23 protein-coding genes are annotated in these 23,001 nt (G+C 62.9%); 4 read left to right on the top strand and 19 right to left on the bottom strand.

The features are described from left to right. Positions 1 to 102: 102 nt before the first annotated feature. The 4 genes from MRBLSP13_RS08435 to MRBLSP13_RS08420 form a co-directional block, all read right to left on the bottom strand. A complete protein-coding gene (locus MRBLSP13_RS08435) occupies positions 103 to 354 on the bottom strand; it encodes a hypothetical protein (protein ID WP_363753930.1) in 252 nt (83 codons plus the stop codon). A gap of 48 nt (positions 355 to 402) precedes the next feature. Then, on the bottom strand, positions 403 to 1,059 hold the full coding sequence (locus tag MRBLSP13_RS08430) for a sigma-70 family RNA polymerase sigma factor (RefSeq protein ID WP_363735186.1): 657 nt from the start codon (positions 1,057 to 1,059) through the stop codon (positions 403 to 405). Between the two features lie 116 nt (positions 1,060 to 1,175). Further along, positions 1,176 to 1,310 (bottom strand): hypothetical protein, encoded by a 135-nt coding sequence (locus tag MRBLSP13_RS08425; protein ID WP_363735187.1) that lies wholly within the window; start codon positions 1,308 to 1,310, stop codon positions 1,176 to 1,178. A 90-nt stretch (positions 1,311 to 1,400) separates the two neighbouring features. Further along, entirely contained in the window at positions 1,401 to 2,195 is a 795-nt protein-coding gene (locus MRBLSP13_RS08420; protein ID WP_133651773.1) for a response regulator, read from the bottom strand. A 155-nt stretch (positions 2,196 to 2,350) separates the two neighbouring features. Between MRBLSP13_RS08420 and MRBLSP13_RS08415 the strand changes: the two genes are divergently transcribed. After that, positions 2,351 to 2,800: a NepR family anti-sigma factor gene (locus tag MRBLSP13_RS08415; protein ID WP_363753927.1), complete on the top strand. Its 450-nt coding sequence runs from the start codon at positions 2,351 to 2,353 to the stop codon at positions 2,798 to 2,800. Positions 2,801 to 2,971: 171 nt separating this feature from the next. Next, positions 2,972 to 4,540, top strand: coding sequence for a sensor histidine kinase (locus MRBLSP13_RS08410; RefSeq protein WP_363753924.1), 1,569 nt, complete (start codon positions 2,972 to 2,974; stop codon positions 4,538 to 4,540). Positions 4,541 to 4,596: 56 nt separating this feature from the next. On the opposite strand, the gene tgt is transcribed toward MRBLSP13_RS08410, so the two are convergent. Next, positions 4,597 to 5,727 (bottom strand): tRNA guanosine(34) transglycosylase Tgt, encoded by a 1,131-nt coding sequence (gene tgt, locus MRBLSP13_RS08405; RefSeq protein ID WP_363754343.1) that lies wholly within the window; start codon positions 5,725 to 5,727, stop codon positions 4,597 to 4,599. Positions 5,728 to 5,780: 53 nt separating this feature from the next. After that, a complete protein-coding gene (locus MRBLSP13_RS08400; protein ID WP_133651770.1) occupies positions 5,781 to 5,960 on the bottom strand; it encodes a hypothetical protein in 180 nt (59 codons plus the stop codon). Between the two features lie 237 nt (positions 5,961 to 6,197). Between MRBLSP13_RS08400 and MRBLSP13_RS08395 the strand changes: the two genes are divergently transcribed. Beyond that, positions 6,198 to 7,157, top strand: coding sequence for a crotonase/enoyl-CoA hydratase family protein (locus MRBLSP13_RS08395; protein WP_363735408.1), 960 nt, complete (start codon positions 6,198 to 6,200; stop codon positions 7,155 to 7,157). Positions 7,158 to 7,159: 2 nt separating this feature from the next. Here MRBLSP13_RS08395 and MRBLSP13_RS08390 read toward each other — a convergent pair whose 3' ends face one another. Next, entirely contained in the window at positions 7,160 to 9,103 is a 1,944-nt protein-coding gene (locus tag MRBLSP13_RS08390) for a putative bifunctional diguanylate cyclase/phosphodiesterase (protein ID WP_363753922.1), read from the bottom strand. A 215-nt stretch (positions 9,104 to 9,318) separates the two neighbouring features. Between MRBLSP13_RS08390 and MRBLSP13_RS08385 the strand changes: the two genes are divergently transcribed. After that, positions 9,319 to 9,999: a GNAT family N-acetyltransferase gene (locus MRBLSP13_RS08385; RefSeq protein ID WP_363753920.1), complete on the top strand. Its 681-nt coding sequence runs from the start codon at positions 9,319 to 9,321 to the stop codon at positions 9,997 to 9,999. 54 nt (positions 10,000 to 10,053) lie between these two features. Here MRBLSP13_RS08385 and MRBLSP13_RS08380 read toward each other — a convergent pair whose 3' ends face one another. From MRBLSP13_RS08380 to nuoG, 12 genes are read right to left on the bottom strand one after another with little or no spacing between them, the layout of a single operon-like run. Next, positions 10,054 to 10,314: a DUF1467 family protein gene (locus MRBLSP13_RS08380; RefSeq protein ID WP_363735192.1), complete on the bottom strand. Its 261-nt coding sequence runs from the start codon at positions 10,312 to 10,314 to the stop codon at positions 10,054 to 10,056. Between the two features lie 10 nt (positions 10,315 to 10,324). Next, the gene (locus MRBLSP13_RS08375) at positions 10,325 to 11,962 is read right to left on the bottom strand and encodes a ribonuclease J (RefSeq protein ID WP_363735193.1); all 1,638 of its coding nucleotides are present in this window, start codon (positions 11,960 to 11,962) and stop codon (positions 10,325 to 10,327) included. Then, positions 11,959 to 12,741, bottom strand: a complete 783-nt coding sequence (locus MRBLSP13_RS08370) for a type III pantothenate kinase (RefSeq protein ID WP_133651765.1) — start codon at positions 12,739 to 12,741, stop codon at positions 11,959 to 11,961. The genes MRBLSP13_RS08375 and MRBLSP13_RS08370 overlap by 4 nt, the downstream gene beginning before the upstream one ends. 15 nt (positions 12,742 to 12,756) lie before the next feature. Continuing rightward, complete coding sequence (locus MRBLSP13_RS08365; protein ID WP_363735410.1) at positions 12,757 to 13,464, bottom strand: biotin--[acetyl-CoA-carboxylase] ligase; 708 nt, start codon at positions 13,462 to 13,464, stop codon at positions 12,757 to 12,759. Next, a complete protein-coding gene (nuoN, locus tag MRBLSP13_RS08360) occupies positions 13,461 to 14,897 on the bottom strand; it encodes an NADH-quinone oxidoreductase subunit NuoN (protein ID WP_133651764.1) in 1,437 nt (478 codons plus the stop codon). Before nuoN ends, MRBLSP13_RS08365 begins: the two co-directional genes overlap by 4 nt. Continuing rightward, positions 14,897 to 16,453 (bottom strand): NADH-quinone oxidoreductase subunit M, encoded by a 1,557-nt coding sequence (locus tag MRBLSP13_RS08355; RefSeq protein ID WP_363753917.1) that lies wholly within the window; start codon positions 16,451 to 16,453, stop codon positions 14,897 to 14,899. The genes nuoN and MRBLSP13_RS08355 overlap by 1 nt, the downstream gene beginning before the upstream one ends. Next, on the bottom strand, positions 16,453 to 18,516 hold the full coding sequence (gene nuoL / locus MRBLSP13_RS08350; RefSeq protein ID WP_363735196.1) for an NADH-quinone oxidoreductase subunit L: 2,064 nt from the start codon (positions 18,514 to 18,516) through the stop codon (positions 16,453 to 16,455). Before nuoL ends, MRBLSP13_RS08355 begins: the two co-directional genes overlap by 1 nt. Before the next feature lie 6 nt (positions 18,517 to 18,522). Then, positions 18,523 to 18,828 carry an NADH-quinone oxidoreductase subunit NuoK gene (gene nuoK, locus MRBLSP13_RS08345; protein WP_004211745.1) on the bottom strand — a complete coding sequence of 102 codons (306 nt, stop codon included), beginning with the start codon at positions 18,826 to 18,828 and terminating at the stop codon, positions 18,523 to 18,525. Then, entirely contained in the window at positions 18,825 to 19,436 is a 612-nt protein-coding gene (locus MRBLSP13_RS08340) for an NADH-quinone oxidoreductase subunit J (RefSeq protein WP_363735197.1), read from the bottom strand. The genes nuoK and MRBLSP13_RS08340 overlap by 4 nt, the downstream gene beginning before the upstream one ends. 30 nt (positions 19,437 to 19,466) lie before the next feature. Continuing rightward, on the bottom strand, positions 19,467 to 19,952 hold the full coding sequence (gene nuoI, locus MRBLSP13_RS08335) for an NADH-quinone oxidoreductase subunit NuoI (RefSeq protein WP_022682896.1): 486 nt from the start codon (positions 19,950 to 19,952) through the stop codon (positions 19,467 to 19,469). Continuing rightward, positions 19,949 to 20,998: an NADH-quinone oxidoreductase subunit NuoH gene (nuoH, locus tag MRBLSP13_RS08330; protein WP_363735198.1), complete on the bottom strand. Its 1,050-nt coding sequence runs from the start codon at positions 20,996 to 20,998 to the stop codon at positions 19,949 to 19,951. The genes nuoI and nuoH overlap by 4 nt, the downstream gene beginning before the upstream one ends. Next, positions 20,995 to 23,001, bottom strand: a complete 2,007-nt coding sequence (gene nuoG / locus MRBLSP13_RS08325) for an NADH-quinone oxidoreductase subunit NuoG (protein ID WP_363735199.1) — start codon at positions 22,999 to 23,001, stop codon at positions 20,995 to 20,997. Before nuoG ends, nuoH begins: the two co-directional genes overlap by 4 nt.

The following is a 23,001-nucleotide window of genomic DNA, read 5'->3' as shown; positions in this document are numbered from 1 at the left end:
CCCCGCGACAGCGCGCTGGAAATGGGAACCGGTTTTCCGCTTGTTACGAATGACAATAAAGGCGCAACGCGCTCCACCGCACGGCTGGATGCCGCGGGGCGATCAATTGCGCTTGTGGAGGGTGTCGGCCGCGTTCCTGGCAGCATCGCCCACCACATGGGCGGCGCTGTCGACAGAGTCCACCGCCTGCGTCAACGCGTCGGTGCGGCTCGTATCGCGTTCCTTGGTCATGTAGAAGAAGCCGATTGCCAGCACGAGGGCGATGGCGACCAGCAGGAATATGATCAGGCTCCCCCGTGACCGGCGTGGCAAGGACCCCGGCCCGAAGGATTCGTCGTCACGACCTCCGTCCATTCTCCTTCTCCTGATCCTCGTATGCCGAGGTGGAGAGTATAGCACAGATCAATCGGGATCGGAGTCGGTATCTGCGTTGCCTTCCCTGACTTCCCGGCCGCGGCTCAATCTGTCCACATCGTCCATGATCTCGTCCAGCACGGCGCCCTCGCTGCTTTCCTGGCTCCGGCGTGACGGCAGTTCGCCATTTTCCAATATATGTTCGAGCGCGGCCCGACCGCGCGCCACGCGGCTCTTGATCGTGCCCACGGCAACGCCGCAGATTTCGGCGGCCTCCTCATAGGCGAAGCCACCCGCGCCGACCAGGATCAGCGCCTCCCGCTGGGGCTGCGGCAATTGCAGCAATGCGCGCTGCATGTCGGACAGTTCAACATGCTTGTCCTGTCCGGCGGGCGCCGCGAGCAGGCGGTCGGCCGCCAGATCATCCCAGTCGCCCCGGAAGCGGGAACGGCGCATCTGCGACAGATAGTGATTGCGCAGGATGATGAAGGTCCAGGCACGCATGTTGGTGCCCGCCTGGAAACGGCTGCGCGCGGCCCATGCCTTCAGCAGCGTTTCCTGCACCAGGTCGTCGGCAACGTCGCGATTGCCCGACAGCGATCGGCCGAAGGCGCGAAGATGGGGAATGACGGCGGCCAGTTCCCGCTTGAAGTCCGTGTCGGACAGCGTCTCCCGCTCAACATCCTGACCTACGCCTTCGCTCATGGAAACAACCCCTTCACCGGCTGTCGCCCTCGCTGCATGAACGGAAGTCGTCAAAGCCATATGTCCGCCCGCATCCCAATCTTTTTCTTCTCAAGGACCAATTGCCGCAGAAGCATTCAATAGCCCCACAATATCACAATCATCACGATGATCGCGAGTGTCAGCGAAACGCCGAGAATATATCGCACCACATGCGGCGTGGAGCCCGCACGGGCCTCTTCCGTCGTAATGTGCCGCTCCTGTTCGGCCATGGAGTCTCTCCCGATCGTTACGCATCAATAACGCGAGTCGCGGACGGGGGTTCCCCTTTTTCCAGCCTATTTCGAACGCCGACCTGAATGTCAGGCCGGGGCGGTGGCTTCGTCGAAGAACAACGCCTGCGAAATCGCGGCCTTGACCGTCGAGCGCTGAAAGGGCTTGGTGATGAGGAAGGTCGGCTCCGGCCGCTCGCCCGTCAACAGGCGTTCAGGGAAAGCGGTGATGAAAATCACCGGCACGGAGAATTCGGCCAGTATGTCCTTTACCGCGTCGATGCCGCTCGAATCATCGGCGAGCTGGATGTCGGCCAGCACCAGGCCCGGCCGTTCGGCCATGGCCTCGCGAACCGCATCTTCCCGCGTCACTGCGATGGCGGTGACTTCGTGGCCCAGGTCGCGGACGATGGTTTCTATGTCCATCGCGATGATCGGCTCATCCTCTATGATCAGCACCTTGGCGCGGGTCTGCGCCTCGATCTCGCCCAGCGCTTCCTTGACAAGCGCCTCGACATCATCGCTGTCCAGGCTGATCAGATAACCGACGTCGTCGACGGTAAAGCCCTCCAGCGCGGTGAGCAGCAGCGCCTGGCGCGGCAGCGGCGTGAGGCGGGCAAGCCGCGCCTGCGCGATCGCCTCCTGCCCGTCCGCGCCGTTCAGCACCGGAACGTCTTCCAGATGGGATGACGACCAGATCGCGTGAAAAGTCTTGTAGAGCCCGAGACGTGGGTCGACATTCGACGGAAATTCGTCGGGCGCCGCCACGATCGCTTCCAGCGTGGCGCGGACATAGGCGTCGCCATGCGCCTGGCTGCCCGTCAACGCGCGCGCATAACGCCGCAGGAAAGGAAGGTGGGGGTGCAGTTGCTGACCAAGCGACATCTGTAAAACTTCTCCCAGCCCATCGGGCGCCTTGTCCCATGTTAAAGCGATGCCTTAACCCAATTCCGAAACATTCGCCGGATCGGGAGGATGGATGGACGATGCCGACGTGGCAAGCCCCCTGCCCCCCTTTTCAGAATGGAAAAGCTTCGGGCATGTGCGCCCAAATCCCCTCCATTCTCGCCGCCGACTGCGCGCGGCGGGCAAAAAATGCTTCGCGAAGGGAACCAACAACCCACCGATTTGTTTCACTGCCGTTCGGTTTTTTCGAAAAACTTTGGAATTTTGTGTTTTTATTTCCCGGACGTCGAATTGACGTCAGTCGGGGAAAGCCGCAAACAGAGCAGGCTGGCATGACATTGGCTGCAGAGGGACGTGTTTTGGTTGCTTCAACGACGGAACGGAATGTGACGGGAGGGGACAGGAAAGATGTCGGCACCAACACTCCGGATTCTGGTGTGAAAGGCAATGTCGCCCGAAAGAAGCGCGCCTTGGCCGCGAAGGACGAGGGGCAGGTCGCCAACGCCCTGCGATCTGTCTATCAGCGCGCAGTCGATGAGGATATTCCTTCGGAAATGCTTGACCTTCTGAGCAAGCTCGACTGACTCTCCCTGACGGCCGGACCCGGGGAGCCGGCAAAAAGCGGAGGGGACATGGGGCATCTGGTAAAATCCGGCAGGCGGGCAACGCTTCCTCGAACAGATCGGCGTTTGATGTTCAGCGTCAGATAAATGGACAAAAGCCCCCCTCCGCCGCCAGAAGCAGGCCCGCCGTCAATGGCCGCCGCTTCCTTGCTCAAAAGACTGAACACCCTGTCCCAATCGACCGGCGTCAAGATGTTCCTGATCCTGACGCTGGCGCTGTTGCCGCTGGGCCTGATCGCGCTGGTGGCCTCGCTCCAGGCGATCCGCACCACTGATCTGGAAAAGGAAGCGCTGCTGCGCATCGCGGTGACGCAGAGCGCGCGGAAATTGTCCGCCGACCTTGCGTCGGATCGAACGGCGCTGATGCTGACCGCCAATGCTTTCGAGACGTCGGGGCTTGATCCGGCGATGTGCGCGCGCCTTTCCGACTTCCTATCGTCTCACGATCGTGGCGGGGGCCGCTATTATATCTACGACCGGCTGGGCCGGAAGTTCTGCGGCTCGAGCGCGCCCGAGCCGGCGGGGCTTTCGCTGTCGGACCGCTTCGACGATGACGCGGCGCAACTGCTGCCGGGCTCGCCCTATCTGGTCAGCCGGGCCAGGAGCGCCAATGGCGCGGTGGTCGCCATCGCTTATTATTCTCGCGCCCGTCTGGAGACCATGACCAACCCGGCGGGCACCATGCAGAACCGGCAGATCAGCTTGCACGACGGCGAACGCAGCCTGCTCATCACCCACCCGGCCAGCCTTGAGGGCGGACGGAGCACGACGCTGTCCGCCCGGCTCGACCCGCCCAACATCGTCCTGACGATGACCGTGCGCGATCCGCCGGTCACGATCGCGCGCATGTTGTCGCTGTTCCTGCCGCTGGTGATGTGGTTCGCCGCGGCGGCCATTGGCTGGTTCGTCGTCAATCGCCTGCTGATCCGGCCCCTTGTGCTGCTTCGGCGCACGGTGGCGGCCTATGAGCCGGGCGAAGTTCTGGAGCCGATGCGGCGCATCCGCACGCCGGCGCAGGAGATCGTCGCGCTGGGCAACACATTCCGCGCCATCAGCGAGGATGTCGCCACCCATGAGGCGGAGATGGCAGAGGGCCTGGAAACGCAGCGCAAGCTGACACGGGAAGTCCATCACCGGGTCAAGAACAACCTGCAGATCATTGCCAGCCTGATCAACCTGCATGCGCGATCAGCCCATGACGCCGAAGCGGTCGAGGCCTATGCGACCATCCAGCGCCGCGTCGACGCACTGTCGGTCGTGCACCGCAACCATTATGCGGAGCTGGAGGAGCATCGCGGTGTCGGCGTCCGGTCGCTGATCAGCGAACTGTCGGCGAGCCTGCGCAGCACGGCCCCGGCCGAAGCGCGCCGATTCGGCATTCAGATCGACAGCGACAATCTGCACATCAGCCAGGATGTGGCCGTGCCGGTCGCCTTCCTGCTGACCGAACTGGTGGAACTCGCCATGCTGTCCGATCCACGCACGGCCATGCGCATATCCGTGCAACTGGAACAGGGCCGGACGGACCGGGCGGTTCTCCATATCCTGTCCCCTGCGCTGCGCGGATCGCCGGACATGACCGCGCGGCTGGAGGAACGCTATGGCCGCGTGCTTACCGGCTTGTCGCGCCAGTTGCGCGCGCCGCTGGATCATGACCCCGACACCGGCGACTATGCGATCGCCATCACCGTGCTGCAATAGCCGCCGGGAAGGCCATCCATCCGGCACATTGCGCGAATTCCGGAGGCGTCAGGCCGTCAGGCCCGCTGATAATCCCGCCGGAAATCAGCCGCGAAGCGCGCAAAGCGTCCAGCGGCGATGCTGTCGCGGATTTCCTGCATCAGCGCCTGGTAGAAGTGGATATTATGCTGCGTCATCAGCATCGCGCCCAGCATCTCTCCGGCCTTGACCAGATGATGCAGATAGGCGCGGCTCCAGGTCGCGCAGACGGGGCAGGCGCAGCGAGGATCGAGCGGCCCCCTGTCCTCTGCGAAGCGGGCGTTGCGGATATTGAGCGGTCCCGCCCATGTGAACGCCTGTCCGTTGCGCCCGCTGCGCGTCGGCAGGACGCAATCGAACATGTCGATCCCGCGCTCCACGGCACCGACAATGTCATCGGGCTTGCCCACGCCCATCAGATAGCGCGGCTTGTCGACGGGCAGCATGCCGGGGGCGAAATCGAGCGTGGCGAACATCGCCTCCTGCCCCTCACCCACCGCAAGGCCGCCCACGGCATAGCCGTCGAACCCGATGTCGATCAGCTTCTCCGCTGAAATCCGCCGCAGCCCCTCATCCAGCGACCCCTGCTGAATGCCGAACAAGGCAGCACGCTCGGCATGCTCGCCCCCCGCGTCGAAGCCGTCGCGCGACCGCTTCGCCCAGCGCATCGAACGCTCCATGGACTTGGCCGCCTCGTCATGGGTGCAGCCGTTCCGCGTACATTCGTCGAAGGCCATGACGATGTCGCTGTCCAGCAACCGCTGGATCTCCATCGATCGCTCAGGGGTCAGCATATGCCTTGACCCGTCGATATGGCTGGAGAAGGCTACGCCATCCTCGCTCATCTTCGTCAGCGCGCTGAGGCTCATCACCTGGTAACCGCCGCTATCGGTCAGGATCGGGCGGTCCCAGCCCATGAAACCGTGCAGCCCACCCAGGCGGGCCACGCGTTCCGCGCCAGGGCGAAGCATCAGGTGATAGGTGTTGCCCAGGATGATGTCGGCACCGGTCGCACGCACCTCGGCCGGGCGCATTGCCTTGACCGTGGCAGCGGTGCCCACGGGCATGAAAGCGGGTGTGCGAATCTCGCCCCGGCGCATCTGGATGGCGCCGGTGCGGGCCTTGCCGTCAGTCGCGGCGATCGAAAAGGAAAAGCGGGAATGGGTCACGACCCGCGCTGTACGGTCCAAAGACGCGCCAGACAAGGCCGCAAAGCGGGGGTTCACCCCTTCTTGCGCAAGCCGTCCAGCGCCACGATGGCGTCTATGTTGAAGCCTTCGACGCGGCGATAATTGCCGATGAAGCCCAGGCAGTCGGCAGCCAGGCTGAGCTGCCATGACTCCCCTTGCGCGTCGTGCAGCAGCAGCGTCACAAGCTGCCTGTCGGTTCGGTGCGTGTTCATGACTCGGAGGGGTAATTAATAAAGGTTAACAAAAGGCTGAAGCGATTTTCGGTCGCTTGCCCCCATGACGTGAATGTTGCATAAATACAACTTTTAGCGATTAAATGCTGATATAACGTGATGTTTTCGCAACTTGCGCCGATTAATTGGTTAATTCCGGAACAATCTGCACCGCCGCGATTGCATAAGCGCCGCAACCCTGTTTTGTTTGCTGGCAGTCGTAATTTGGGGGCTCATATGGTTGATTCCGGGCGATTTAATTCCGCGCGCGAACATATGGATGACCTGACGCCCGCCCATCTTCCGGCAGAGGAGGATGCGGCCTTGGTTGCCGTAACGGAAAGCCTGGTGACCGCGCCGGATATCGGCACGTCTTCGATGTTCGACCTGGGCCAGATCGATGTCAGATGGGAGCCCGATGCGGCCACGCTCTGGGCGTTCATGACACCTACGAATCGACCGAATTTCAGCCCCGCCATGTTACGGGACGTGCGCTATTGGTACGTGGAGACAAAGCGACTCTTCGACGCAGGCAAGCTGCCGGTAAAGTATATGGTCGCGGGTTCCCGCTTTCCCGGCGTTTTCAACCTGGGCGGAGACCTGGAACTGTTCGCCGGCTGCATTGAGCGCGGGGATCTGCCCGGCCTCGTCGACTATGGCCATGCCTGCATTGATGTGGTGCATCGCACCTGGCGCAATGGTGACCTGCCCGTCGTCTCGATTGCACTGGCGCAGGGAGATGCCCTGGGCGGCGGCTTCGAAGCCTTGCTTTGCTTCGATGTCGCCATTGCCGAACGCAGCGCGCGCTTCGGCCTGCCCGAAATGCTGTTTGGCCTCTTCCCCGGCATGGGGGCATATTCCATCCTGTCACGCAAGCTGGGTCGAATTGCGGCCGAACGGATGATCCTGTCAGGCAAGGTCTTCACCGCGCAGGAGATGTACGACATGGGCATCGTCCACACGTTGGTGGAGGATGGCGAGGGCGAACAGGCCGTGCGCGACTATATAGCCGCCACCCTGCCTCACCACGCCGGTCATGTTGGCGTGTTCCAGGCGGGCCGGCGCGTTCATCCCCTGGAATATGAGGAACTAAAGGACATTGTCGAGAACTGGGCCGCCACGGCGCTCAAGCTCGACCTGAAGAGCGTGCGGATGATGCGCCGCCTGGCTTCGGCCCAGACCCGCTTGCACAGATAGGATCAGGCGCGGCGCCTGTCCTGCAGCATGGCAATGCTGCCGCTCTCGCTATCCATGCTCTGCATCATCCTCAGCACCTGCGCTGCGGGAATCGGCCGGCTCAGCACGAAGCCCTGGACATTGGTGAAGCCCATCTCACGGGCGCAGCGCAGTTGATCATCGGTCTCGATCCCCTCGGCCACCGTTTCCACGTCCAGAGAATGGGCCAGATAGGCAACCGACTGGACGATCGCCCTGTGGCGTGAATTGCCATCCACGCCGCGCATGAAGCTCTGGTCGACCTTGATCGTGTCGAAGGCATAGTCCCGCAGATAGCCGAGGGAGGAATAGCCCGTCCCGAAATCGTCCAGCGCCAGCCGCAGGCCAATGCGCTGGAGGTCGGACAGGATGAGGTTGGTCCGGCCGCTATCCTCCAGGAAGATCGACTCGGTCACTTCCAGCTCGAGCCGGCGAGCCTTCAGCCCCGATAGCATCAACGCCGCGATCACCGCACGGGGCAGGCCGTCACTCTTGATCAGCGCCGGGGATATATTGACCGCGACGCGGACGTTCTCATCCCATTCCATCGCGTCCTGGCAGGCTCGTTCCAACGCCCAGGCAGTGATCGGCTCGATCATCGAGCAGCTTTCCGCGATAGGAATGAACTCCGCCGGAGAAATGCGGCCAAGCGTCGGATGGTCCCAGCGCATCAACGCTTCGCAGATCGCGATCTTGCCCGTCTTCGTATCGAAGATCGGCTGATAGTGCAGCATAAGTTCATTGTTCGCCATGGCGCTGCGCAGACCCATTTCCAGCTCATAGGTCCGGTTCTGCCGCTCCTTCATCGACCAGGTGAAATGCGCGTGACGATTTCGCCCGGCATGCTTCGCCTGGTAGAGCGCCATGTCCGCATGCTGAAGCAATTCATCGCCATCGCTGCCGTCGCCCGGCGCTACGGCTATCCCCATGGAGGCAGTCACGCCCAGCGTATAGCCGCCCACGTCGAAGTCATGGGTGAATTCCCCCATGACATCGCGGGCGATCAGTTCTGCATCCTGCCGGTCCGCGTCCGGACAGATCAGCACAAATTCGTCTCCGCCAAAGCGCGCGACATGACCGCGCCCGTCCAGCGCTTGAGACAGTCTTTCGGCGACCCTGCACAAGAGCTGGTCGCCGATCATATGTCCAAGGGAGTCGTTGATTTCCTTGAAGCGATCGAGATCCATCCAGAACACCGCCATCGGATCGTGACTGGATCGTCGTCCGTCGAACAGTTCGCGCAGCCGCATCTGCATCGCCATGCGATTTTCGACGCCGGTCAGGCTGTCGAACCGGGCCAACCGCTCGAACTTGGTGGCGAGCTGGGATTTCTCATATTTGCCCTGCAACGCCTCCAGCACGATGCGGTGCGTCGTCTTGGTGATGTCCGCCATGGCGAAGATCATCAAAAAGCAAAGGATTCCAAGAACTTTATAGCCGATCCCTCCTGCAAGAACGAGGCCCAGCGATGTTGGCAGCAAAGAGAGACATGTCTGGCCCACGGCAACATGAATGCGACCCGCATTACGACCGGAGATACCACCGGAATAGGATGCCACCAGACAAACGGCCAGAACATGGAGCGTGGCATCCGGCGACATGAGCAAGGTCGCGAACGTCAATATGCCCAGAAGCGCGGCGTAGCACCATGCTCCCAATTCATAAGCCAGACCCCAGATCGGCTGTGTCACGCCTGTTTGGTGGGCAAGCTGTCGTTGGAAATACACCGCCGAAATCGACCGGCTGAGGCCGACGAGGCAGATCAGGATCGCGATCACGGTGATGGCGGTGAGGTGCGCGTGCCAGGCAATCACCAGCCCAAGCGCACCGCCGGCGACCGCGCCGATCATCAGGGAAGCCGGGGAAGCGTAGAGAGATTTGACGAGATTCGCTTGCACTTCAGCACTTTGCTGAGTGTCGGGCGTCATGCGCCCGCGCAAGAATGCGATCAAGTTTCGTCCAGGGCGTGACACGTTGGCACCACCATTGCCCAAACATGATTTCCATTTGGTAAATCGGCGCGCCCGGAAGTGCCGGAAAAAAGGGGATCGTTACGGAATCGATCGGGCATTGAGGATGATCCGGCAGGGTGATGCAGCAAGGGCTTGCTTTCCCCGACTCCAACCAGGAAAATGGCGCCATCATGTCATTCCATCCTCTTCACCGCCCCATCTGGCACGCCCTCAACAGCGGCTGGGCGTCATTGGCCGAAGGGGATGGGTTCGCGCTGCGGATCGACCCGCGTTATGGCCCATTCGCCGCCGCGGCCGACGGCAGCCCCGCAGCGCAGGCGGCGCTGGCTGCCCTGGTGCCCGAAGGGGGCGAGTTGTGGATCGTGGAACCCGAGCCGCAAAGCCCCCCACCGGGTACGCGCCTGATCCGGGAGGCGATGCTGGCGCAGATGGTAGCGGAAGATATTGCCGGCGAGGCCCCTGCCCTGGAATCGGCCGTTCTGACTGACCAGGATGCCGCGGAGATGCGTGCCCTTGCCCTGATGACGAAGCCGGGGCCGTTCCTGCCCCTCACCCATCGTCTTGGCCGTTTCGTCGGTATCAGGGAAGAAGGCAGGCTGATCGCCATGGCCGGCGAGCGGATGCGCGTGCCGGGCTTTGCCGAGGTCAGCGGCGTCTGCACCCATCCCGAGCATCGCGGACGGGGTCATGCGAAAGGGCTGATGCAGGTCGTCGCTCGCGCCATGCTGCAACGCGGCGAAACGCCGTTCCTCCACGCCTATGCCGCGCATGAGGCGACAGTGGCGCTCTACGAAACGCTTGGCTTCCGCATAAGGGCGCGGATGCACATGATGGTGATCGCCGCCGGCTGAATTTCCTGGCGGCACTCGCTCAGGGCGCTTGATCAGGCGGCGTCAGCCTGACTTTCAGCTGATATGCGTGAAGCGCTCCAGCGTGACCCAGCCTTCGACATAATTGGCGTAATAGAGGCCGAACAGGGCAGCCGAGAGGATCGTCGCGCGAATCGCCACGCTGCCGGGGCGGAAATTGCTCGGCGCGCTGTCCGCCTGTCCCGGGTGCAGGACCTCACCCGTTTCATCGGGCGTGCGGATGCCGAAGGGCAGCACGATGAAGGCGCTGATCACCCAGAACAATATATATATCGCAAAGCTGGCATACCAGTTCATGGGCGCAGGCTTAGGCCCTAATGAGCAGCACGTCCACCACCGGCTTCTTGCCGGTCCAGCGCGTCGCGGTGCGCCGTACCGCCAGCCTTACGCGCTCGCGAAGCGCCTCTTCTTCCTGCGATCCCTTGGCAATGGCGCCCGCCGCCTCTTCGGCAGCTTCCTCAAGAAAGGCGGCCTTGTCTTCCTCCACAGGCACGCCCTGGGTGCGCAAGGCCGGAGAACCGATGACCCTGCCCTTGCCGTCCAGCGCCACCGCGACGCTGATCTGGCCATGCAGCGCGACCTTGCGCCGCTCGTTCATCGTCGCGCCGTCAGCCGGCAGGATGACGTCGCCATCCAGCACCAGTCGCCCTGTCCCCTGATTGCCGATAATCTCCGGCCCGTTGGGCGCGAGCCGCAGCACATCGCCATTGGATTGGACCACCGCACGGGGCACGCCGCTCGCCAGGCCCAGGCGGGCCTGTTCCGCCATATGCCGCCGCTCGCCATGGACCGGCAGCAATATCTGCGGCCGCACCCAGCGATACATGGCCTCCAGCTCCGGCCGCCCCGGATGGCCCGATACGTGGACCTCCGCCTGGCGGTCGGTGACCATCAGCACGCCCTTGGCCGCCAGCGCGTTCTGGATGCGGCCGATGGCGATTTCATTGCCCGGAATCTGCTTGGAGGAGAAGACGACCAGATCGCCCTCGCCCAGCTTGATCGGATGGCTGTCGAAGGCGATGCGCGACAAGGCCGCCCGCGCCTCCCCCTGCCCGCCCGTGGCGATGATCATCACCTCATCATGCGGCAGGGCCATGGCATCGTCCCAATCGACGGTGGGCGGAAAATCCCGGAGATAGCCAGCCGTCCGCGCCGTCGAGATGATCCGGTCGAGCGAGCGCCCGGCCACGCAGAGCTTGCGCCCGACGGTGTTGGCGACCTCACCCAGGGTCTGCAGGCGGGCGGCATTGGAGGCGAAGGTGGTGACAAGCACGCGCCCCTTCGCGCCCCTGATCGTCTCCATCAGTCCTTCGCGGACATCGCCCTCCGACCCGCTCGCCTCCGGATTGAAGACATTGGTGCTGTCGCACACCAGCGCCAGCACGCCCTCGTCGCCGATCGCCGTCAATTCCTCCGGTGTCGAGGGCTGGCCCAGCAGCGGCGTCTCATCCAGCTTCCAGTCGCCGGTGTGGAAGACCTTTCCAAAAGGCGTGTCGATCAGCACCGCATTGCCCTCGGGAATCGAGTGGGCAAGCGGCACATAGCGGAAACCGAACGGCCCCAGCGCGAAGCTCCCCTCATTGTCGATGACGTTGAGTTCGACCTCCGCCGTCAGCCCTTCCTCTTCCAGCTTCAGCCGGATCAGCCCCGCGGTGAACGGCGTCGCGTAGAGCGGCACGCCGAGATCCGCCGCGAGATAGGGTATGGCGCCGATATGGTCCTCATGCCCATGGGTCAGGACGATGCCCAGCAGGTCATCCTTCCGATCCTCGATGAAGCTCAGGTCCGGCAGCACCAGTTCCACGCCGGGATAAGCGGGATCGGCAAAGGTCAGGCCCAGGTCGACCATCACCCATTTGCCCTGGCAACCATATAGATTGACGTTCATGCCAATCTCCCCCGAACCGCCAAGGGCCAGGAAGATCAGCTCATTTCCAGGTGTCATTCTGATTTCAAACTCCGTTCATACAGCAATGCGAGGCCCTGGATCGTGAGATCGGGCGCGATCGCATCGAAAATATCGCTATTGTCGTCGAAGAGGACCGCGAGGCCCCCGGTTGCAATCACCTTCGAAGGACGGCCGATTTCGGCGCGAATACGAGCGACCAGCCCTTCCATCATCGCCACATATCCCCAGAATACGCCGATATGCATCTGCGCTTCCGTGGTGCGGCCGATGACCGATCGGTTTTCCGGCGGGGCGATCGCGATCTTCGGCAACTTCGCGGCCGCAGCAACCAGCGCGTCCAGCGACAGGTTGATGCCCGGCGCGATGATGCCGCCCTTGTAGGCGCCGTGATAGTCGATGACGTCGAAGGTCGTGGCCGTGCCGAAATCGATGACGATCAGGTCTTCGGCATGAAGATGGTGCGCGGCGATGGCATTTACAACCCGGTCCGCGCCGACCGACGCCGGTTCGGCGACGTCCAGTTGAATGCCCCACTCCACTGGCGCCTGGCCCGCAAGAAGCGCCGTCGTCTTGAAATATTTCTCCGCCAGCACCTGGAGGTTATGCAGCGCGCGCGGGACGACGGTCGCTATGATCACCGCCTCGACATCCGCGATCCTGTAGCCTTCCAGCATCAGAAGCTGGTTCAACCACACCGCATATTCGTCGGCGGTGCGCCGGGGATCTGTCGCGATCCGCCAGCGGGCGCGTATATCCCGCCCTTCGAGCAGCGCAAAAACCACATTGGTGTTACCCGCGTCGATCGCGAGAAGCATGGCCGATCCCCGATGTCAGATGAGAAGGATATCGCCGGCATGAATGGCACGGCTCTCACCGTTCGCCAAGCGCAGGATCAGCATGCCGTCGCGGTCAAGGGTATCGAAGCTGCCTTCGACCGTCGCGCCGTCGGGCGGCACCACCCGCATCAGCGTGCCGGCGGGATGCGCGTTGGCCAGCCAGTGCGCGCGCACCGGATCCAGCCCCTGCACCCGCCAGATCGCCAGCCAATGGGCAAAAAGCTCGGCAAGCCGGACCTGCAGCGCGGCCGCGTCGCCATCCGGCATTCCCTGCGCAAGGAGGCTGGTCACTGGCCGGTCCAGTCCGACCGGATGCCCCGTTACATTGATGCCAATCCCGGCGACAACGGCATCGCCGGTCCGTTCGAGCAGGATACCGGCGATCTTCGCGCCGTCGGCCAGCACGTCATTGGGCCATTTGATCCGCACTTCTCCCGCGCAAAGCGGCGCCAGCAGGGCATGGACAGCATTGGCCGCGACCAGGGCCAGCGTATGCGGCGGGGGATCGCCATCTCGCAGGCGGATCACGGTCGAGCAGTAGAGATTGCCTTCAGGACTTTCCCAATGGCGTCCCATTCGACCGCGTCCGCCGGTCTGCCGCCCCGCGCGCAGCCAACAGCCCTCAGAAGCGCCTTGCCCCACCAATGCAAGCATGTCGGCATTGGTGGAGCCAGTCTCCGCAACGAAGCGAAGCTCGGTCAGAACAGCGACGCCGCTGCCGCCGCGCTCGCCTTGTCGAGGACGGGATTGAGGAAGTAACCAAGGACGATCACCGCGGCGCATGCCGTCAGGATGATATTCTCGACAGCACCGCCGCGCGCTTCATAGGGCGCTGCCGGCTCATCGAAATACATCGTCTTGATGACCTTCAGATAATAGAAGGCGCCGATCACCGACATGGCGATGCCGAAGGCGGCCAGTGCCGTCAGGCCGGCCGCCACTGCCGCGTCGAACACCAGGAACTTCGCCCAGAAGCCGAAGAGCGGCGGAATGCCAGCCATGGAGAACATGAAGATCGCCAGCGCCGCCGCCAGTCCCTTGCGGGAGCGCGACAGGCCGGCAAGGCTTGCAATGGTCTCGACCGGACGGCCATCCGCATCGCGCATCTGCAGGATGCAGGCGAAACCGCCGATGGTCATGACCACGTAGATCGCCATATAGCTCATCGTCGCCGCCGCGCCGGCAGGCGTCCCGGCAGCGAGACCGATCAGCGCGAAGCCGACATTGTTGATCGACGAATAGGCCATCAGGCGCTTGATATTGGTCTGGCCGATAGCCGCGACCGCGCCGAAGAGGATCGAGGCGAGCGCCACGAAGATCACCACCTGCTGCCAGTCAAGTCCGGCCGGACCGAGCGCCTCTATCGCGACGCGGACGGTGAGGCCCATGGCCGCAACCTTCGGCGCGCTGGCGAAGAAGGTCGTGACCGGCGTCGGCGCGCCTTCGTACACGTCCGGCGTCCACATGTGGAACGGCACGGCGCTGATCTTGAACGCCAGGCCCGCGAGCACGAACACCAGGCCGAACAGCTCGCCCTTCGACACGCCATCGCCCAGCGCGACCGCAATGCCGTCGAACGCGGTGCTGCCGGTGAAACCGTAGAGCAGCGCAATGCCGTAGAGCAGGATGCCGCTCGCCAGCGAACCGAGAACGAAATATTTGAGGCCCGCTTCGGAGGAGCGTTCATCCTGACGCATGAAGCTCGCCAGCACATAGGAGGCAAGGCTGTTCATTTCGAGGCCGACATAGAGCGTCAGCATGTCGCCTGCCGACACCATCATCCCCATGCCGATGGCGGCGAAGAGGATCAGGATCGGATATTCGGGACGCAGCGCCCCGCCGGTGATGAAATAGCGAGGCGCCAGCAGGATCGCCGCCGCCGCTGCGCCATAGATCAGCGCCTTGGCAAAGACCGAGAAGGCGTCGGCCCGCACCAGCCCGTCAAAGGCCACGGGCCCATGGGCGAGCGAGCAGGACAGCGCCACGCCCGCAACCGCCAGCGTCAGCACCGACAGCCAGTTGATGACGCGGGCCGTCGCATCACCGCCATAGGCCGCGATCAGCATCAGGATCAGGCCACCGGCCGTCAGGATGAGTTCCGGCAGGACTGCCAGAAGGGAAGCGGAATCAATCATCAGTGCGCCTCCCCATGCGCGGCAGCAGCTTCTTCATGATGGGCCTCCGCAGCCGGGATGGCCGGACCCATTTTGATCTTGGAGTCTCCCGCAGGCGCGGCAGAGGCGATGCGCGCTTCCAGCGCACGGATGTCAGACCGCATGGGCGCCAAGAAGCTCTCGGGATAGATGCCCATCCACAGCACAGCGGCGGCAATCGGCGCCAGCAGCCAGACTTCGCGCATCGACAGATCGGGCATGGCGGCCGCGTCCGCATTCTTCTGCTCGCCATAGCAGATGCGGCGATAGAGATAGAGCATATAGGCCGCGCCCAGAATGATGCCGGTGGTGCAGACCAGTGCGACCCAGCTCGACGCCTGATAGATGCCCATCAGCGAGAGGAATTCGCCCACGAAGTTGCTGGTGCCCGGCAAACCGACCGACGCCATGGTGAACAGCATGAACAGAACCGCATATTTCGGCATGTTGATGCTGAGGCCGCCATAACGGCTGATCTCGCGGGTATGCAGCCGGTCGTAGATGACGCCGACGCAGAGGAAGAGCGCGCCCGACACCAGGCCATGGCCCAGCATCACCATCATCGCGCCTTCGATGCCCGCCTGGTTGAACGCGAACAGACCGACGGTGACGATGGCCATATGCGCGACCGACGAATAGGCGATCAGCTTCTTCATGTCGGACTGAACCAGCGCGACGAGGCTGGTATAGACGACCGCGACCATCGAGAGGCCCCAGACCAGCGGCGCGAGTTGCGCGGACGCTTCGGGGAACATCGGCAGCGAGAAGCGGATGAAGCCGTAGCCGCCCATTTTCAGCAGCACACCGGCCAGAATGACCGACCCCGCCGTCGGCGCCTGCACGTGCGCGTCGGGAAGCCAGGTGTGGACCGGCCACATCGGCATCTTCACCGCGAAACTGGCGAAGAAGGCGAGCCACAGCCAGACCTGGACATGCGGATCGAAATTATAGGCCATCAATGTCGGGATGTCGGTCGTGCCCGCTTCATGCACCATCCACATCATCGCGATCAGCATCAGCACCGAGCCGAGCAGCGTGTAGAGGAAGAATTTGTACGAAGCGTAGATGCGATCCGCCCCGCCCCAGATGCCGATGATGAGGTACATCGGGATCAGGCCGGCTTCGAACATGATATAGAAAAGGTAGAGATCCTGCGCCGTGAAGACGCCGATCATCAGCACCTCCATGAACAGGAAGGCCGCCATATATTCGCCGACGCGCTTCTCGATCGCGAGCCAGCTCGCCCCGATGCAGATCGGCATCAGGAACACCGTCAGCATGATCAACACCAGCGCGATGCCATCGATGCCCAACGCCCAGGCGAAGCGGCCGAAGATCGGCGCATATTCCTGGAACTGCCACTGGGCCGCCGTGCCCGACTGGTCGAAATTCATCCAGAGCACGACGCCCAGGACGAGATCGACCAGCGTCGCCACCAGCGCGATCAAACGCGCCTGACTGGCTCCTGCATAGAGACAGGCGATGGCCCCCGCCATCGGCACTGCCATCATCAGGGAAAGGATGGGGAAGCCGTCCATTATCGTGTCATCGCCCAGGTTGCGGCCGCGGCGAGGCCAATCAGCATCACCAGCGCGTAAGTGTAGAGGTAGCCGGACTGAAGCCGACGGGTGACTTTATTGCCCTGCACGACCAGCGCAGCCAGACCATTCGGGCCGAAGCGATCGATGAAGCCCACATCACCGAACTTCCAGAAGAAGCGGCCGATGGCGAAGGCAGGCTTGACGAACAGGAAATGGTACAGCTCGTCGAAATACCATTTGTTGAGCAGGAACTGGTACAGCGCGCCGAAGGTGGCGACGAAACGCCGCGGCCAGTCGGTGTTCTTAATGTAGCTCAGCCAGGCGATCGCGAGGCCGGTGATCATCACCGCGAAGGGACCGAATTTGACCCAGGTCGGAACTTCATGGCTCGCATGCATCAGGTGACTGTCGAACGCGAGCGCGCCCTTCCAGAACTCGATGCCGCCTTCCGGACCGATGAACTGGTCATGGAAGAGGAAGCCGGCAAACACCGCGCCCAGGCTCAACAACACCAGCGGGATCAGCATCACCCACGGACTTTCGTGTGGATGATAGCCCGCCGTGCCGGTCTGCTCATGAGCATGGTGGTCATGATCGTCATGACCGTGGGCATGGGCATCGTGACCATGGCCGTCCTCTTCGTCCACACCCTCATGATGGCCGTGGACGGCATGCTGGATATGTTCCGAAGCGGCCCAGCGAGGCTTGCCGAAGAAGGTCAGGAACACCAGGCGCCAGCTGTAGAAGCTGGTGAGCAAAGCCGCGAACACGCCGACCAGATAGGCGCCAACGCCCGATCCGCCCGAAGCATAGGCCGCTTCGAGAATGCCATCCTTCGAATAGAAGCCGGCAAAGCCATAACCGGCCAGCGGGATGCCGACGCCCGTGATGGCGAGCGTGCCCAGCGTCATCGTCCAGAAGGTGATCGGGATCTCCTTCCTAAGTGCGCCATAGTAACGCATGTCCTGCTCATGGTGCATCGCGTGGATGACCGAACCGGCGCCCAGGAAGAGCAACGCCTTGAAGAAGGCATGGGTGAAGAGGTGGAACATCGCCGCGCCATAGGCGCCGACGCCCGCCGCGAAGAACATATAGCCAAGCTGCGAACAGGTCGAATAGGCGATGACGCGCTTTATGTCGTTCTGCACCGTACCCACGGTCGCCGCGAACAGGCAGGTCGCCGCGCCTATGAAGGTCACGAAACCCAACGCCGTCGGCGAGGTTTCGAACATGGGTGACAGGCGGCACACCATGAACACGCCAGCGGTCACCATGGTCGCGGCGTGGATCAGCGCCGACACCGGGGTCGGGCCTTCCATCGCGTCTGGCAGCCAGGTGTGGAGGCCAAGCTGCGCCGACTTGCCCATCGCGCCGATGAACAGCAGCAGGCAAAGCACGGTCATGGTGTCGAAACGGTGACCGAGGAAACCGATGGTCGAACCCGCCATGGAGGGCGCTGCCGCAAGGATTTCCGGGATCGAGATGGTGTTGAACACCAGATAGGTACCGAAAATCCCCATCATGAAGCCAAGGTCACCGACGCGATTGACGACGAACGCCTTGATCGCGGCGGCATTGGCCGATGGCTTGCGGAACCAGAAGCCGATCAGCAGATAGGAGGCAAGGCCCACGCCTTCCCAGCCGAAGAACATCTGAAGCAGGTTGTTCGCCGTCACGAGCATCAGCATCGCGAAGGTGAAGAGCGACAGATAGGCGAAGAAGCGCGGCTGGTCCGGCTCCTCCTCCATATAGCCCCAGCTGTAGAGGTGGACGAGGCTCGACACGCTGGTGATCACCACCAGCATGACCGCGGTCATCGTGTCGACCCGCAGGGCCCATTGCGCGTCGAAGCTGCCTGACTGGATCCAGGTGAAGGCCGGCGCCACATAGGGTTCGGCATGGCCGGTCAGGAAGCTGATGAAGATCGGCCAGCTCATCGCGCAGGAGGCAAAGAGCGCGCCGGTGGTGACGATCTTCGCCGGCAATTTGCCAAGCGCCTTGTTGCCAAGGCCGGCGATGGCAGCAGCCAGCAAGGGGAGAAGGACGATAAGCTGGATCATCGAGCTTTAGCCCTTCATCCGATTGACATCGTCGACGGCGATGGTGCCGCGACCGCGGAAATAGATGACGAGGATGGCAAGGCCGATGGCCGCCTCACCCGCCGCGACGGTCAGCACGAACATGCTGAACACCTGTCCGACCAGATCGCCGAGGAAGGCGCTGAAGGCGACAAGGTTGATGTTCACACTGAGCAGGATCAACTCGATCGCCATCAGGATGATGATGACATTCTTGCGGTTGATGAAGATGCCCAGCACCCCCATCACGAAGAGGATCGCGCTGACCACCATATAGTGCTGAAGGCCGATCACAGCTCCACCCCCTGCCCGACTGGCTGATTGACGTTACGCACGGCGTCTTCGGGACGACGGCGATTCTGGCGGGCGATGTTCTGGCCGCGCACGCCGCCACGGGCACGATGGGTCAGCACGATCGCGCCGATCATCGCCACCAGCAGGACTATGCCCGCCGCTTCGAACAGGAAGATGTAGCGCGTATAGAGCAGCGTCCCGATCGCCTGGATATTGCTGAGCTCCGGCTTCATCGGCGCCGCGCGCTGCGCCAGTTCGATGGGCCCGGCACGCCAGAGGCCGATGCCCAGCACGATCTCCGCCAGCAGCACCAGCGCGATCAGCAGCCCGAAGGGAAGATAATCAACGAAACCGGCACGCAGTTCGGCGAAGTCGATGTCAAGCATCATGACCACGAACAGGAACAGCACGGCGACCGCCCCTACATAGACGATGACCAACAGCATCGCGATGAATTCAGCACCCAGCAGGACCATCAGCCCCGCCGCGTTGAAGAAAGCGAGGATCAGCCACAGCACCGAATGAACCGGATTGCGCGACAGGATCGTAAGCGCGCCGCTGCACACCACGATCGCGGCGAACAGGTAAAAGGCAAGCACGTGAATCACAGGATCATGTTCCCCTTCGGCGGCTGCGGCTTAACGGTAGGGTGCATCGGCGGCAAGGTTCGCGGCGATCGCGCGCTCCCACTTGTCACCATTTTCAAGGAGCTTGGCCTTGTCGTAGATCAGCTCCTCGCGGGTTTCGGTCGAGAATTCGAAGTTCGGACCCTCGACGACCGCGTCCACCGGGCAGGCTTCCTGACAGAAGCCGCAATAGATGCACTTGGTCATGTCGATGTCGTAGCGCGTGGTGCGACGGCTGCCGTCCTCGCGCGGCTGCGCCTCGATGGTGATCGCCTGCGCCGGGCAGATGGCCTCGCACAGCTTGCACGCGATGCAGCGCTCTTCCCCATTGGGGTAGCGGCGCAGCGCATGCTCGCCCCGGAACCGCGGCGAGATCGGGTTCTTCTCATAGGGGTAGTTGATCGTCGCCTTGGGCTTGAAAAAATATTTCAAGGTCAGGGCGTGCGCCTTCACGAACTCCCAGAGGGTGAAGGATTTGACGTAGTAGCCGAGGCTCATTGAGCGCCTCCGTAACGCGTGAACATGAGGAAGCCCGAAACCAGGAAGACGAAGAAGAGCGAGGTCGGCAGGAAGATCTTCCAACCCAGCCGCATCAGCTGGTCGTAACGGTAGCGGGGCACCGTCGCCTTCACCCAGGAGAAGACGAAGAAGAAGAAGGCGATCTTGGCGAGCAGCCAGATGATGCCCGGCACATAATAAAGCGGCGCCCAGTCGAGCGGCGGCAGATAGCCGCCCCAGAAGAGGATCGCGTTGAGCGCGCACATCAGGATGACGTTCGCATATTCGCCGAGCCAGAAGAGCGCGAAGGCCATGGACGAATATTCGGTCTGGTAACCCGCGACGAGTTCCGATTCCGCTTCGGTCAGGTCGAACGGCGCGCGGCCGGTTTCCGCCATGGCGGAGATCAGGAACATGATCGCCATCGGGAAGAGCAGCGGGTTGAAGCCGTTGCCGTTCAGGAAGCCATAATAGCCCTTCTGGCTTTCGACGATCGCGGTCAGGTTGAAGCTGCCGGCCCAGAGCACGACGCAGACCAGGATGAAGCCGATCGAGACTTCATAGGAGATCATCTGCGCGCTGGCGCGGATCGCGGAATAGAAGGGATATTTGGAGTTGGACGCCCAGCCCGACAGCACGATGCCGTACACGCCAAGCGAGCTGACGGCCAGAATGTAGAGCAGTCCGACATTGATGTTGGCGACCACCACGCCGACCTGGAACGGGATCACCGCCCAGGCGATCAGCGCCACCGTGAAGGTGATGATCGGCGCGATCAGGAAGAGCGCGCGGTTCGCGGCCGACGGGATGATGGTTTCCTGAAGGAAGACCTTTGCGCCGTCCGCGAAGGACTGGAGCAGGCCAAAGGGACCGACGACGTTGGGACCACGGCGCAGCGCCATGGCCGCCCAGATCTTGCGGTCGGCATAGATGATCATCGCCACCGCCAGCATCAGCGGCAGGGCAATCACCAGAATGCCGATGATCGTCGAAAGCAGCCAGGCGCCTTCAAAGGGGAGGCCGAGACTTTGGAAGAAAGCGGTCACTCTGCGGCCTCCGCATAGGTCTCGCCATGGACCAGTTCGGCCGAGCATTGCTGCATCGTCGGGCTGGCGCGGCAGATGGCGTTGGTCAGGTAGAAATCCTTGATCGGCGAACCGAATTCACCGGTGGCGCCGGTCGGAAGCCTGGGGCTGGACCAGCCATAATCGGCCAGGCCCTCGACGCCCAGCGCGGGAACCGCCTTGGCCATTTCGGCGCGCAAAGCCTCGAAGCTGTCGAAAGGCAGGGTCGCGCCCAGCACTTCCGACAAGGCCCGCAGGATCGACCAGTCCTCGCGCGCGTCGCCCGGCGCGAACACGGCCTTTTCGCCACGCTGCACGCGGCCTTCCAGGTTGACGTAAGTGCCTGCCTTCTCCGCATAGCTCGCGCCCGGCAGGATCACGTCCGCCGCATGCGCTCCCTTGTCGCCATGGTGGCCGACATAGACCTTGAAGCTGTCCTCGAACGCCGAATAGTCGACTTCGTCCGCGCCGAGCGAGAAAAGCAGCTTCGGCTTGGCCGCCGCCACCGCCTTGACGCCGCCCTGCGTCGCATAGCCGAGCATCAGCCCGCCCATGCGCGCCGCCGCGAAGTGCAGGACGTTATAGCCGTTCCAGCCATCCTTGATGAGGCCCAGCGTTTCGACCAGCGCCAGCGTGTCGCCATGTGCGCCGTCCTTGGCCAGCACGCCGCCGCCAACGATCATCGCCGGACGCGCGGCCTTGCCGAAGGCTTCCACCACTGCTTGCGGAAGCTTCGCGAGCAGCGAGGCGTCATTGCCCAGCCATTCGACCTTGTAGGTGAGGTCGACCTGCGGGCCGAGAGCGAAGACCTTGGCGCCCTTCTTGATCGCCTTGCGGATGCGGGTGTTCACCAGCGGCGCTTCCCAGCGCAGATTGGTGCCCACCAGCAGGATGACGTCGGCCGTCTCGATGCCGTTCAGGGTTGTATTGAAGTTGACCGCGCTCAGGCTGGACACGTCATAGGCAAGGCCGGTCTGACGCCCTTCCAGCATGGTGCCGCCGAGCCGTTCGACCAGCAGCTTGCCGGCGAACATCGTCTCGCAATCGAGCAGGTCACCCGCCAGCGCCGCAACGCTGCCGCCATGCTGGACCGCGGCGATGGCGGCAAAGGCCTCTGCCCAGGTCACCGGAACCAGCTTGCCGTCCTTGCGCACGAACGGCTTGTCCAGACGCTTGCGGACCAGCCCGTCGACATTGTGCCGGGTCTTGTCGCTCGCCCACTCCTCGTTCACATCATCGTTGATGCGCGGCACGGCGCGCAGCACCTGGCGGCCGCGGCTGTCGAGGCGGATGTTGGTGCCGACAGCGTCCATCACGTCGATGGCATGGGTCTTCTTCAGTTCCCAGGGACGCGCCTCGAACGCATAGGGCTTCGACGTCAGCGCGCCGACCGGGCAGAGATCGACCACATTGCCCGACAGCTCGCTCTTGGCGGCATGTTCGAGATAGGTGGTGATCTGCATATTCTCGCCGCGATAGATGGCGCCGATTTCCGGCACGCCCGCGACTTCCTCGGCAAAGCGCACGCAGCGGGTGCACTGGATGCAGCGGGTCATGACCGTCTTGACGATCGGACCCATATATTTCTCGGTAACGGCGCGCTTATTCTCTTCGAAGCGGCTGCCGCCACGGCCATAGGCCACCGACTGGTCCTGCAGGTCGCACTCGCCGCCCTGGTCACAGATCGGGCAGTCGAGCGGGTGATTGATGAGCAGGAACTCCATCACCCCCTCACGCGCCTTCTTCACCATCTCGGTCTGGGTGAAGATTTCCTGATTTTCGGCAGCGGGGAGCGCGCAGCTTGCCTGCGGCTTGGGCGGCCCAGGCTTCACCTCGACCAGGCACATGCGGCAATTGCCCGCAATGCTGAGGCGCTCATGATAGCAGAAGCGCGGGATTTCCTTGCCCGCCAGCTCGCAGGCCTGGAGGACCGTCGCGCCCGCCGGAACTTCGAGTTCTACGCCGTCTACTTTGACCTTCGGCAT

The sequence above is a fragment of the Sphingobium sp. LSP13-1-1.1 genome (assembly GCF_040676415.1).
GTDB lineage: Bacteria > Pseudomonadota > Alphaproteobacteria > Sphingomonadales > Sphingomonadaceae > Sphingobium.
Note: the sequence above shows the minus strand (reverse complement) of the source record. Positions and strands in the feature narration are given on the sequence as shown.

Excerpts from the sequence above, each read along its gene's own strand:
- MRBLSP13_RS08435 (WP_363753930.1), bottom strand. The coding sequence starts at position 354 with ATGGACGGAGGTCGTGACGACGAATCCTTCGGGCCGGGGTCCTTGCCA.
- MRBLSP13_RS08385 (WP_363753920.1), top strand. The coding sequence starts at position 9,319 with ATGTCATTCCATCCTCTTCACCGCCCCATCTGGCACGCCCTCAACAGC.
- nuoL (WP_363735196.1), bottom strand. The coding sequence starts at position 18,516 with ATGATCCAGCTTATCGTCCTTCTCCCCTTGCTGGCTGCTGCCATCGCC.
- MRBLSP13_RS08390 (WP_363753922.1), bottom strand. The coding sequence starts at position 9,103 with ATGACGCCCGACACTCAGCAAAGTGCTGAAGTGCAAGCGAATCTCGTC.
- MRBLSP13_RS08380 (WP_363735192.1), bottom strand. The coding sequence starts at position 10,314 with ATGAACTGGTATGCCAGCTTTGCGATATATATATTGTTCTGGGTGATC.
- MRBLSP13_RS08400 (WP_133651770.1), bottom strand. The coding sequence starts at position 5,960 with ATGAACACGCACCGAACCGACAGGCAGCTTGTGACGCTGCTGCTGCAC.
- nuoG (WP_363735199.1), bottom strand. The coding sequence starts at position 23,001 with ATGCCGAAGGTCAAAGTAGACGGCGTAGAACTCGAAGTTCCGGCGGGC.
- MRBLSP13_RS08420 (WP_133651773.1), bottom strand. The coding sequence starts at position 2,195 with ATGTCGCTTGGTCAGCAACTGCACCCCCACCTTCCTTTCCTGCGGCGT.
- MRBLSP13_RS08375 (WP_363735193.1), bottom strand. The coding sequence starts at position 11,962 with ATGACACCTGGAAATGAGCTGATCTTCCTGGCCCTTGGCGGTTCGGGG.
- MRBLSP13_RS08355 (WP_363753917.1), bottom strand. The coding sequence starts at position 16,453 with ATGGACGGCTTCCCCATCCTTTCCCTGATGATGGCAGTGCCGATGGCG.
- MRBLSP13_RS08395 (WP_363735408.1), top strand. The coding sequence starts at position 6,198 with ATGGTTGATTCCGGGCGATTTAATTCCGCGCGCGAACATATGGATGAC.
- MRBLSP13_RS08430 (WP_363735186.1), bottom strand. The coding sequence starts at position 1,059 with ATGAGCGAAGGCGTAGGTCAGGATGTTGAGCGGGAGACGCTGTCCGAC.
- MRBLSP13_RS08415 (WP_363753927.1), top strand. The coding sequence starts at position 2,351 with ATGTGCGCCCAAATCCCCTCCATTCTCGCCGCCGACTGCGCGCGGCGG.
- MRBLSP13_RS08425 (WP_363735187.1), bottom strand. The coding sequence starts at position 1,310 with ATGGCCGAACAGGAGCGGCACATTACGACGGAAGAGGCCCGTGCGGGC.
- nuoI (WP_022682896.1), bottom strand. The coding sequence starts at position 19,952 with ATGAGCCTCGGCTACTACGTCAAATCCTTCACCCTCTGGGAGTTCGTG.
- nuoN (WP_133651764.1), bottom strand. The coding sequence starts at position 14,897 with ATGATTGATTCCGCTTCCCTTCTGGCAGTCCTGCCGGAACTCATCCTG.
- MRBLSP13_RS08410 (WP_363753924.1), top strand. The coding sequence starts at position 2,972 with ATGGCCGCCGCTTCCTTGCTCAAAAGACTGAACACCCTGTCCCAATCG.
- MRBLSP13_RS08370 (WP_133651765.1), bottom strand. The coding sequence starts at position 12,741 with ATGCTTCTCGCGATCGACGCGGGTAACACCAATGTGGTTTTTGCGCTG.